We start from the raw sequence: 11044 nt of genomic DNA on the forward strand, positions 1-11044 counted from the left end.
GTGGCCAACGGCTTGGCACAAGATCAGACGTTCCTTTGCGCCATTTGCATGGCAAGGCGGCAAACATCTTGTTTCGCGCAACCCATGGGTTTATTTGAAGGGTAATGTTCGAGCCTGACTCCCACAGGCATGAAAGGGTATTCCATGAGCGGCATCAACGACTACATCGATAATGAAGTGAAGGGCAACGACGTTGTTCTCTTCATGAAAGGCACGCCCGGCTTCCCGCAATGCGGATTTTCCGGTCAGGTCGTGCAGATCCTCGACTATATCGGAGCCGACTATAAGGGTGTCGACGTGCTGACGTCGGCCGAGCTACGGCAAGGCATCAAGGACTATTCCAACTGGCCGACCATCCCGCAGCTCTACGTCAAGGGCGAATTCGTCGGCGGCTGCGACATCATCCGCGAGATGTTCCAGGCGGGCGAATTGCAGACCTTCCTCGTCGAAAAGGGCGTCAGCGTCAAAGGCGCCGCCTGACTTCTGTTTTGCGTATGGCTCTCCGAAGATCGACTGCGATTGTCGGGGTCATGCGCTTAGCGCCGGGGCACCTTGGCAAAAAGTTGTGCCCGCTATCGGGGCAATGAACGAATGGATGCGTCGGCACGCCGGCGCATTTTCGTTTGAAGATCGGACTGGCCGTGGATCAGCAAGCACAAGCGCAGCAAAAGGCAAGCACCTTGCCTATTCCGCGCTGGGAATTCATCGCGCTATGCGCGGCGCTGATGGCGCTCAATTCGCTGGCCATCGACATCATGTTGCCGGCGCTGCAGCAGATCGGCGCCTCGCTCGGCGTCGAAAATGAAAACCACCGGCAATATGTGATCACCGCCTACATACTGGGCTTCGGCGGTGGGCAACTGTTCTTCGGGCCCGTCTCGGACCGCTTCGGGCGCCGCGCTCCGCTGGTTGCCGGGCTGGTGATCTATGTTGCGGCGGCGGGCGCTGCTGCAGTCGCCCCGTCATTCGCCACGCTTCTGCTATGCCGGGCCGTGCAAGGCATCGGCGCGGCGGCGACGCGCGTCATTGCCGTCTCGATCGTGCGCGATACGTTCGACGGAAGGCGCATGGCCGAAGTCATGTCCTTGATCTTCATGGTGTTCATGGCAATTCCGGTGGTGGCACCCGGTATCGGCCAATTCATCATGCTGTTTGCGACCTGGCACGTGATCTTCGTCACCATGGCGGCCGGCGCGCTGATCGTGTCCGCCTGGTCGCTGTTGCGCCTGCCCGAGACACTACATCCAGAATATCGCCGGCCGCTGACGCTGTCCTCCATCATCGGCGGCTTCCGCATCGTTCTCACCAACCGCATCGCGCTCTGCTACGCCTTCGCCAGCACCTTCATCTTCGGCGCCATGTTCGGCTTCATCGCCTCGGCCCAGCAGATCTATGTCAGCGTGTTCGATGTCGGCGAGATGTTCCCGGTCATCTTCGCGGGGGTTGCCGGCGTGCTTGCTTTTTCGAACTACCTCAACTCGCGCCTCGTCGGCCGCATCGGCATGCGCCGTCTGTCGCAAAGCGCGCTGCTGCTGTTTCTGGCCATCAGCCTTGCCTGGCTGGTCGTTTCCATCGAAATGAAGATGCCGCTCTGGCTCTTCATTACTTTCTTTGCCTGCGCCATGGTACCGTTCGGCGCGCTCGGCGCGAACTTCAACGCGCTCGCCATGGAGCCGCTCGGTCACCTGGCCGGCACCGCCTCGTCGATTCTCGGGTTCATGCAGACATTTCTTGGCGGCATCCTCGGCACGCTGATCGGCCAGGCCTTCAACGGTACGGTAACGCCGCTGGCCGCCGGGTTCTGCAGCGTGTCGGTGGCGGCGCTGCTGATGATTCTCATCGCCGAGCGCGGCAGGCTGTTCCAGCCGCAAAACCCGCCGGTCTAGTTTTACGCGCTGGCGGATAAAACTATTCCGCCCAAAGCTCGCGGCGCAGCTCCCGCCAGCTTTCCCTGTCCGGCGCGACCAGCAGGCCACCTCCGACATGTGACGGCAGATAGGCGCTGCCGTCGAAGCGCGCGGCATAACCGCCGGCCTCGGCATGGATCAGTACGCCGGCCAGATGGTCCCACGGCATCAGCTTGTTATAGACGACGAAATGGCCGTGGCCGCTGGCCAGCAGGCGGTATTCGTGGGCTGCGCAGCGATAGTTGAACTGCGACAGCGACTTGGTCTGATTGCGCGCCAGGCGTGAGCGGTCCGGCTCGGGTAGATAGTGCCACGAGACCGCTCCAGTCATTTCCGATATCGGCGCCGGTTTGGCGACATGGACTTTTTCGAAATTGCCATGCGCGTGCCGAATATGACTGCCGGCGCCGCTGACGCCGACCAGCCAGTCCTTGCCGACGGGATCGTGGATGATGCCGGCGACCGTCTCGCCCTTGACCACGACGCCAAGCATGACGCCGAACAGCGGCACGCCGGAGGCGAAGTTGAAGGTGCCGTCGACCGGGTCGACGACGAAGGCGAGTTCGGCATCGCCGAGACCGTCGAGCAGCGTCGGGTCGTCGGAGCAGGCCTCCTCGCCGACGATCATCGCCTTGGGATAACGCTGAAGCAGCCTGGCGGTGATGAGCCGCTCGGCATTCACGTCGGCCTCGGTCACAAGATCGGCGGCCGAGGTCTTGCGACGCACGTCGCCCTCACTCAACCGGCGAAAGCGCGGCATGATCTCGGCGACGGCAGCGTCCGACAGAAGGTCGGCAAGCCAGTCGATCGCGCTGTCGTCAAATGTCATGGGGACCGTCTTGCTTTGCGTTAAGAGCATCGTTGAGGGCGGCGAAATCGAACAGCGTCCTGTCGAGCAGATGCGAGCGCCGCACATTGGCCATGGCACGGATCATGGTGTCCTTGCGGCCGGGCATGCGCTTCTCGATGTCGTCGAGCATCGCTTTCATGGCGTTGCGCTGCAGGCCTTCCTGGCTACCGCACAGATCGCACGGAATTATCGGGAATTTCATGGCGCCGGCGAATTTCTCGAGATCGGCTTCCGCACAATAGGCGAGCGGCCGCAGCACCATGACGTCGCCTTCGTCGTTGAGCAGCTTCGGCGGCATGGCGGCGAGGCGTCCGCCATGGAACAGGTTCATGAAGAAGGTTTCCAGAATGTCTTCGCGGTGATGGCCGAGCACCAGCGCCGAGCAGCCCTCCTCGCGGGCAATGCGATAGAGATGGCCGCGCCGCAGCCGCGAACACAGCGAGCAATAGGTGCTGCCCTCGGCCAGCTTGTCGATGACCACAGAATAGGTGTCCTGATATTCGATGCGATGCGGAATGGCATGGCTGTCGAGATAGTCGGGCAATATGTGCTTGGGAAAGTTCGGCTGGCCCTGGTCGAGATTGCAGGCCAACAGCTCGATCGGCAGCAGCCCGCGCCATTTGAGATCGAGCAGCACGGCAAGCAGGCCGTAGGAATCCTTGCCGCCCGACAGAGCGACCAGCCAGCGGTCGCCGGGCCTCACCATTGAGAAATCGTCGATCGCCTGGCGGGCAAGCCGCAGCAGCCGCTTGCGCAGCTTGTTGAACTCGACGGAGGACGGCACATCGGCAAACAGCGGATGAAAGCCGCCTTCGGCGTCGGCGACCGGTTCGAGCGTTTCGGCGTCTGGCTGCATGTTCACGGCGCGGCGGCCCTAAAGTCCTGTTGCCGCCCGCAGTAGCGCATCGGATCGAAAATCGAAATCGATTTCGGAATCACGCCGCGAAAAAGGAACGAAAAAGTAAGGCCGCCCCGACGGGCGGCCTTCGCTTGTATCGCGTACGAACGCGCCGATCAGCGCGAATAGAATTCGACGACCAGATTCGGTTCCATCTGCACGGCAAACGGAACGTCGGCCAGGCCGGGGATGCGCGTGAAGGCCGCGGTCATCTTGTTGTGGTCGGCCTCGATGTAATCGGGCACGTCGCGCTCGGCCAGGCCCACCGATTCCAGCACGATGACCAGCTGCTTCGACTTCTCGCGCACTTCGATGACGTCGCCCGGCTTGCAGCGGTACGAGCCGATGTTGACGCGCTTGCCGTTGACGTTGACGTGGCCGTGATTGACGAACTGGCGCGCCGCAAAGATGGTCGGTACGAACTTGGCGCGGTAGACGACTGCGTCGAGGCGCGATTCGAGCAGGCCGATCAGGTTCTCCGAGGTGTCGCCCTTGCGGCGGTCCGCCTCTTCATAGACCTTGCGGAACTGCTTTTCCGAAACGTCGCCATAGTGGCCCTTCAGCTTCTGCTTGGCGCGCAGCTGCAGGCCGAAATCGGAAAGCTTGCCCTTGCGGCGCTGGCCATGCTGGCCGGGGCCGTATTCACGCTTGTTGACCGGGGACTTCGGGCGGCCCCAGATGTTTTCGCCAAGACGGCGGTCGATCTTGTACTTCGCGGATTCGCGCTTGCTCATCGCATTCCCTTTCAAAACAACGCACCCGGAACCTCATGGTCCGGGTGAAGGAAACGCGCCCTCCTCTGGCCTCCGTTTTCGAGACCTGACAGGGTTTTCCACGCAACGCGACGGAAAACCCACGGGACACGTCATTTCAAACAAGACATAAGGAAAGTAAAATCGGCTTCCCAAACGTCTTGCACACATAAAGAAAACCACCGGGCATTGCGGCCCGGTGTTGGTGGGCTGGTTAAACGGAGATTTAACCGCTGTCAAGCTTCCGGCTGGCGCGAATCGCCGAACCGGATAGTGTTGCGGTTGTAGAACGTGCCGGATGTGGCGGGAGGTTGCGCCAGCGGCATCAGGAAGGGACTGAAGTCAGAGGAGCTGGAATTCGCATGAAGAAGTTCTTCCTTACGTTGGTAGGAGCCGCGGTGATGGCCGGCACGATGGCGGTCGCGCCCGAGCCGGCGCAGGCCCGGCATTGGCATGGCCACAGGCATCACCAGGTCTGCCGCATCGTGGTCAAGAAGAAGGTGGTGTGGCGGCACGGTCATCGCAAGGTCATCCGCTACAAAGTGCGGCGCTGCGGTTGGGGCTGGAACTGGTAATTTTCGCCCTCGCCCGTTGAGACTTCAGTGCCCGCGGCTCAGCCGCGGGCTTTTTATCGACCGGCATCCGCCGCCAGAATGGTCAGTCGATCAGTGTTTCGATTTCTTTTCCGGCAGGCCCTTGCGCTTGGTCTCGGCGAATTCCTCGAGCTGTTTTTCGCTCATGGATTTATACATTCCCTTCGACGCGCCTTTGAGCTCGCTCTTCTTGGTCTCGCCACGCTTGGCGGACAGTGCAGCACCGGCGGCTTTCTGCTGGGCTTTCGAGGTGGCTGGCATGATCGTTTCTCCTGTTCCTCAATGAGAAAAGAACGCATCGCCCTGGGCTGATGTTCCCGGAGCACCAAAGTGCCTGGGGTCAGGATACCGCCAGGCCAAATCCCTGCATCAGCCGGCGCGTCGGAAAATCGGCCTCGTTCGAGGTGAAGACGGCAAAATCGGCGCCTTCCGGCAGTACCTCTCTGCGATAACGGGCCTCGGTATCGGCGAGCAGCGACAGCGCGCGGCGTGCGATCGCCTCGGCCGGGTCGAGCCAGTCGACCGGCCAAGGTGCTGTCTTGCGCATGCGGTTGGCCAAAAAGGGATAATGGGTGCAGGCAAGCACGACGATGTCGGTGCGCAGCCCGTCATGCTCGACGAAGCACGGCGCGATCTCGGCGCGCACGGCGTCCTCGTCGACAAAACCGTCGCGCATATAGGCTTCGGCCAATCCAGCCAGCCTGTCGCTGCCGACCAGGCGGACATGGCATTTCTGCGCCCATTTGCTGATCAGGTCACGCGTGTACTGGCGCTTGACGGTGCCGGGCGTCGCCAGCACCGAAACCAGGCCTGAGCGCGTGCGTTCCGCCGCCGGCTTGACGGCCGGCACGGTGCCGACGAAAGGGTGGCCGGGAAACCTCTCGCGCAACGCTTCGATGACCAGCGTCGAGGCGGTGTTGCAGGCGATGACCGAAATGGCCGGCGAAAACCGTTCGAGCAGCCTGGCGAACAACTCTAGGATGTGTGTTCTCAGCGCCGGCTCCTCCCAGGCGCCGAAGGGGAACGCCGCGTCGTCGGCGACATAGATGAAGCGGCGGTCAGGCATCAGGACGCGCGCCTCACGCAGCACGGTGAGGCCGCCAATGCCGGAATCGAACATCAGGATCGGACGGGCGCTCGATGGACTGGTCATTATCATTGAGTCACTAAGGGCTGGGAATCACAAACGAGATCACGAGAGAAGGCTCGGCCCATGCTTTTTGCTTTGGCCAATGATGCTTTATCCCGGCCGCTTCTATCTGGAACCATCATGGCCTTGATGCGGCGAGACGGTCACACAAGGCCCCGCTTGCCGAAGCCGCCGGCCCGCGGCCGGCCGTTCGCCGGAGATGCAGGGTGAGATGCAGGGTGGTTCGACGGCACCGGTGCGGCCCGCATGGCATAGGCCGGAGCCAGGGCCGCCACGCCGGCGGCCGACTCTGAATGGGGCGCCGCGGCGCCGCGCAGCGGCCCGGGCGGGTCGAAATCGTCGAAACTCAGGGATGACGCCATATCCGAAGAGCTACCGCCCGCCGGCTTGGCCGCCAAGATGACCGCCCACAGCCCGACGAGAGCTAATCCCAGCAGGTTAAGGCCGGAATGCGACTCGTCGCCGTCGAACTTTACGACAAGAACAGTGCCGGCCTGCAGAATCGCAAACAGGGTCGAGAACACGATATACGACCAAAGGATCCAACCGGACCCTTGTGCATCGCGGCTTCGACGCCAGGCGAAATTCGCGCGGAACAGAACAATCACCAGCGAGGCGACGAGAACGGCCGCGGCCAGCCCTTCCCTGGAAGGTCCGGGCTTCGAATTGGCCAAACCCTCGATGCCGATGGTCAGCACGACGCACAGCACAAAGGTCACGATTTCCGCAACCAGCAAGGCCGCCGAATAGAAGAAAAAGCGAGGACGACCGATATCCGAGCTAAACATCCGAGGATCCATCGTTTTCCAGACAATGGATCACATCAAATAACATTCGGTTACTGGTGAGATATGGGCAACTCGAAGGCTAGTCTTTGTCCTTCGCCTTGCCGGCGCGTGCCGCGGCCGCCGGGAGCCGCCTTGGATCGTCGCCGGGCGATCCGTCGCCGCGCGGCATGGCCGGCGAGAACCTGTCCAGCGATGATATAATACCGCGTAGCACCTTGAGCTCCGGCTCGGCAAAACCGGGGCGGGTCAGCACTGCGCGCAAATTGTCGACCATCTTCGGCTTCTTCGGTGCCGGGCGGAAATAGCCGCGCGCCTCCAGTGCACCTTCCAGATACGCAAACAGGGCGTGCAATTCTTCCTTGGCAGCTGGCGGCATTTCGGGACCGGAGAAGTTGGTCCTGGTCTCGTCTTCCAGGCCGGACTTCATCCATTCATAGGACATCAGCAGGGCCGCCTGGGCGATGTTGAGCGAGGAGAAGGCTGGATCGACGGGGAAGGTGACGATCTCGTCGGCAAGGCCGACCTCGTCATTATAGAGGCCGAAGCGCTCGCGGCCGAACAGGATGCCGGTGCGCTGGCCGGCCCGCTGCCGCGCGCGCAGCGCCCTGCCCGCCTCGACCGGGCCGCGCACCGGTTTGAAATTGTCGCGCGCGCGCGCCGTGGTGGCGAAGACGAAGTTCAAGTCGGCGACTGCCGAGCCCAGGTCGTCGAACACCTCGACGGCATCGATGACATGGTCGGCGCGGCTTGCCGCGGCACGCGCCTTCTCGCTCGGCCAGCCGTCACGCGGATTGACGAGGCGCAGTTCGGCAAGGCCGAAATTGGCCATGGCGCGTGCAACCATGCCGATGTTCTCGCCGAGCTGTGGCTCGACCAGGATGATCGCCGGTCCGGACGCAGGCGTTCCGGAGGCAAGAGGGTTGTCGGGATCCTGGGTGGCGGTCATGGTTGTCAATGAACTGCTGTTTGCGGCATTTCGCAGTCCCCTGCCACATTTGGCGGCGAAAATGAAGCTTTCGCAAAGAATGCCGGCACTACGGCGCGGTTCGCCGTTTGCGCGGCCAAAAAGCCTTTGATATACGGGCCGCATCCCAGGGCCGGCAGCCGTGCGGGCAAGGCCGTTCCGTTCCCAAAAGCGAGGCATTCTTTCCATGGCGAAGATCAAGGTGGCGAACCCGGTCGTCGAACTCGACGGCGACGAGATGACCCGCATCATCTGGCAGTTCATCAAGGACAAGCTGATCCACCCTTATCTCGACCTCAAGCTCGAATATTACGATCTCGGTATCGAGCATCGCGACGCCACCAACGACCAGGTGACCATCGATTCGGCCAATGCCATCAAGAAATACGGCGTCGGCGTGAAATGCGCGACGATCACGCCCGACGAGCAGCGCGTCGAGGAATTCAAGCTGAAGAAGATGTGGAAGTCGCCGAACGGCACCATCCGCAACATCCTCGGCGGCACCATCTTTCGCGAGCCGATCATTATGAAGAACGTGCCGCGGCTAGTGCCCGGCTGGACCAAGCCGATCATCGTCGGCCGCCACGCCTTCGGCGACCAGTACCGCGCCACCGACTTCCGCTTTCCCGGTAAGGGCAAGCTGACGATCAAGTTCGTCGGCGAGGACGGCCAGGTGATCGAGCACGACGTCTTGGACGCACCCGGCGCCGGTGTCGCCATGGCCATGTACAATCTCGACGAGTCGATCCGCGAATTCGCCCGCGCCTCGCTGAATTACGGCCTGCTGCGCAATTACCCCGTCTACCTGTCGACCAAGAACACCATCCTCAAGGCCTATGACGGCCGCTTCAAGGATATCTTCCAGGAGGTCTACGAGGCGGAGTTCGAAGCCGAGTTCAAGGCCAAGAAACTCTGGTACGAGCACCGGCTGATCGACGACATGGTGGCCTCCAGCCTGAAATGGTCGGGCGGCTATGTCTGGGCTTGCAAGAATTATGATGGCGACGTGCAGTCGGACACGGTGGCGCAAGGCTTCGGCTCGCTCGGCCTGATGACCTCGGTGCTGATGACGCCGGACGGCAAGACCGTCGAGGCGGAGGCCGCACACGGCACCGTCACCCGCCACTATCGCCAGCACCAGAAGGGCGAGGAGACCTCGACCAATTCGATCGCCTCGATCTTTGCCTGGACGCGCGGCCTCGCCCACCGCGCCAAGCTCGACGACAATGCCGAACTGAAGCGTTTTGCCGAGACGCTGGAACGGGTCTGCATCCAGACGGTCGAGTCCGGCTTCATGACCAAGGACCTGTCGCTGCTGATCGGTCCCGACCAGCCATGGCTTTCGACCACCGGCTTCCTCGACAAGATCGACGAGAATTTGCAGAAGGCGATGGCCTGAGCTCCTCCGACATGGACAAGCCCGTCGTCTACGGCGCGGACTACAGCGTCTATGTGCGCATCGTGCGGCTGGTGCTCGAGGAAAAGGGCGTCGGCTACGAGCTGGTGCCCGTCGACATCTTTGCGGCGGACGGCATTCCCGGCTGGTACTTCGAGCACCAGCCGTTCGGCCGCATCCCAGCCTTCGAGCATGACGGCTTTCGCCTTTACGAGACCGGCGCGATTGCCCGTTATGTCGACGAAGCCTTTGACGGCCCGGCGCTGCAACCGGTCGAAGCCCGGCCTCGATCACGCATGAACCAGATCACCGGCCTGCTCGACGCCTACGCCTACAGGGCCATGGTCTGGGATGTCGCCGTCGAGCGGCTGGAAAAAACGCCGCCCGACGAAGCCGTGATCGCCAACGGGTTGAGGCAGGCGAGAACGGCATTGCAGGCGCTGTCTTCGCTGAAAGCCGAAGGGCCTTGGCTGTTGGGGACGGAATTGACGCTGGCCGACCTGCACGCCGCACCGATCATCGGCTATTTCGTCAAGGTCGCCGAGGGGCGAAAACTGCTGGCGGAGTTTGCCGATATCCAGGATTGGTATGTGCGCATCGCGGCGCGTGCGGGTTTTGCGAAGACCGAAAAGGCAGAGTGAGGAGACAAGCATTCGGCAATAGGCCTTCTGGTGATTAGCGAAAGCCGAAGTGACATCCAATCTCCCCCTTGCGGGGGAGATGTCCGGCAGGACAGAGGGGGGTGTGAAGGATCGCTAACCTTCGACTGATCCTTTCCAATTGGGAACGGCCTGAGAACGTGGCTCCGATTGGGCTGACAGTCGGAGGGACAGCACCCCCCTCTGCCCTGCCGGGCATCTCCCCCGCAAAGGGGGAGATCGGCAGCTTCGCCGAAGGCGACCCACTGCGAAATACCGCTCAATCGGGAAGGTAGATCTCCGCCTTCATAAAGGTCTTCGCACGGCCTGTGATCAGCACGCGATCTCCGGCCAGCTCGCATAGCAAGTGCCCGCCGCGTTGCGAGTATTGGAATGCCGACAGATGCGTCTTGCCGAGTTTTTCAGCCCAGTAAGGCACCAGCGTCGCATGAATGGAGCCGGTTACCGGATCCTCGGGAATGCCTGCTCCGGGCACGAAATAACGCGAGACGAAATCATGGGCCTGCCCAGGCGCGGTAATGACCAAGCCGAGAGGATGAAAACGTCCGATCCTGAGCAGATCGGGAACGAAAGATCGCACGCTTGTCTCGTCGGCAAGCTCGACAAACAGGTTCTCGAAATTGCGGAAGCCCGCAACCGTCCGCTGAGACAATATCGCTTGCAGCGCCGACTTCAGCTCTTCCTCGACGGGCTGCGGCGGAAAACACGGCAGATCGAGCTGATAGGCCCCTTCCCGCTGGGAAACCCGCAACTCGCCCACCCGGGTGGCGAAGGCCATTTCGCCCTGACCACTGTATTCCGTGGTCAGCACATGGGCGGCCGCAAGAGTGGCATGGCCGCAGAAGTCGACTTCATGGACCGGCGTGAACCAGCGCAAATCCCAACCTTTGCCATTCGCCCGCACAAACGCCGTTTCGGCAAGATTGTTTTCGTTGGCGATGGCCTGCATTACCTGCTCCGGCAGCCACTCCTCCAAAAGGAGAACGGCGGCAGGGTTGCCCTGGAAGGCCTGTTCGGCAAAGGCGTCGACCTGATACATCGTCAGCGTCGGCATATCAGGCCCTCAAGGATGTCCGCTGGGCGGCGC

The 11044-nt window shown here is 61.9% G+C and carries 13 protein-coding genes; 5 read left to right on the forward strand and 8 right to left on the reverse strand.

Annotated elements, in window-relative coordinates; genetic code table 11:
* Positions 1 to 144: 144 nt before the first annotated feature.
* Positions 145 to 480, forward strand: a complete 336-nt coding sequence (grxD, locus tag NKH89_RS15995) for a Grx4 family monothiol glutaredoxin (protein WP_023674712.1) — start codon at positions 145 to 147, stop codon at positions 478 to 480.
* A gap of 206 nt (positions 481 to 686) precedes the next feature.
* On the forward strand, positions 687 to 1886 hold the full coding sequence (locus tag NKH89_RS16000) for a multidrug effflux MFS transporter (protein WP_031193515.1): 1200 nt from the start codon (positions 687 to 689) through the stop codon (positions 1884 to 1886).
* Positions 1887 to 1908: 22 nt separating this feature from the next.
* Here the strand turns inward: NKH89_RS16000 and NKH89_RS16005 are convergent, their stop codons facing one another.
* The 3 genes from NKH89_RS16005 to rpsD all read right to left on the reverse strand — a co-directional run bounded on the left by NKH89_RS16005 (position 1909) and on the right by rpsD (position 4389).
* Positions 1909 to 2736, reverse strand: a complete 828-nt coding sequence (locus NKH89_RS16005) for an inositol monophosphatase family protein (RefSeq protein ID WP_023717378.1) — start codon at positions 2734 to 2736, stop codon at positions 1909 to 1911.
* Positions 2726 to 3619 (reverse strand): tRNA 2-thiocytidine(32) synthetase TtcA, encoded by an 894-nt coding sequence (gene ttcA, locus NKH89_RS16010; protein ID WP_352641108.1) that lies wholly within the window; start codon positions 3617 to 3619, stop codon positions 2726 to 2728. Before ttcA ends, NKH89_RS16005 begins: the two co-directional genes overlap by 11 nt.
* 152 nt (positions 3620 to 3771) lie before the next feature.
* A complete protein-coding gene (gene rpsD / locus NKH89_RS16015; RefSeq protein ID WP_023717376.1) occupies positions 3772 to 4389 on the reverse strand; it encodes a 30S ribosomal protein S4 in 618 nt (205 codons plus the stop codon).
* A 380-nt stretch (positions 4390 to 4769) separates the two neighbouring features.
* Between rpsD and NKH89_RS16020 the strand changes: the two genes are divergently transcribed.
* Entirely contained in the window at positions 4770 to 4982 is a 213-nt protein-coding gene (locus NKH89_RS16020; RefSeq protein WP_023674706.1) for a hypothetical protein, read from the forward strand.
* A 90-nt stretch (positions 4983 to 5072) separates the two neighbouring features.
* Here the strand turns inward: NKH89_RS16020 and NKH89_RS16025 are convergent, their stop codons facing one another.
* The 4 genes from NKH89_RS16025 to NKH89_RS16040 all read right to left on the reverse strand — a co-directional run bounded on the left by NKH89_RS16025 (position 5073) and on the right by NKH89_RS16040 (position 7884).
* Positions 5073 to 5261, reverse strand: a complete 189-nt coding sequence (locus tag NKH89_RS16025) for a DUF3008 family protein (protein WP_023717374.1) — start codon at positions 5259 to 5261, stop codon at positions 5073 to 5075.
* Positions 5262 to 5340: 79 nt separating this feature from the next.
* Complete coding sequence (gene murI, locus NKH89_RS16030) at positions 5341 to 6153, reverse strand: glutamate racemase (RefSeq protein ID WP_352481172.1); 813 nt, start codon at positions 6151 to 6153, stop codon at positions 5341 to 5343.
* 140 nt (positions 6154 to 6293) lie between these two features.
* On the reverse strand, positions 6294 to 6938 hold the full coding sequence (locus NKH89_RS16035) for a DUF805 domain-containing protein (protein WP_023717372.1): 645 nt from the start codon (positions 6936 to 6938) through the stop codon (positions 6294 to 6296).
* Between the two features lie 79 nt (positions 6939 to 7017).
* Positions 7018 to 7884: an RNA methyltransferase gene (locus NKH89_RS16040; protein ID WP_352855832.1), complete on the reverse strand. Its 867-nt coding sequence runs from the start codon at positions 7882 to 7884 to the stop codon at positions 7018 to 7020.
* Between the two features lie 205 nt (positions 7885 to 8089).
* On the opposite strand from NKH89_RS16040, the gene NKH89_RS16045 reads away from it, so the two are divergent.
* Both NKH89_RS16045 and NKH89_RS16050 read left to right on the forward strand, forming a co-directional pair.
* Positions 8090 to 9301, forward strand: a complete 1212-nt coding sequence (locus NKH89_RS16045) for an NADP-dependent isocitrate dehydrogenase (RefSeq protein ID WP_352909306.1) — start codon at positions 8090 to 8092, stop codon at positions 9299 to 9301.
* An 11-nt stretch (positions 9302 to 9312) separates the two neighbouring features.
* Positions 9313 to 9939 carry a glutathione S-transferase family protein gene (locus NKH89_RS16050; protein ID WP_023717369.1) on the forward strand — a complete coding sequence of 209 codons (627 nt, stop codon included), beginning with the start codon at positions 9313 to 9315 and terminating at the stop codon, positions 9937 to 9939.
* A 277-nt stretch (positions 9940 to 10216) separates the two neighbouring features.
* Here the strand turns inward: NKH89_RS16050 and NKH89_RS16055 are convergent, their stop codons facing one another.
* Complete coding sequence (locus tag NKH89_RS16055; RefSeq protein ID WP_023717368.1) at positions 10217 to 11011, reverse strand: PhzF family phenazine biosynthesis protein; 795 nt, start codon at positions 11009 to 11011, stop codon at positions 10217 to 10219.
* Between the last annotated feature and the right edge of the window lie 33 nt (positions 11012 to 11044).

This window comes from Mesorhizobium sp. M0923 (genome assembly GCF_040319365.1).
In the GTDB taxonomy this organism is placed as follows: Bacteria; Pseudomonadota; Alphaproteobacteria; order Rhizobiales; family Rhizobiaceae; genus Mesorhizobium.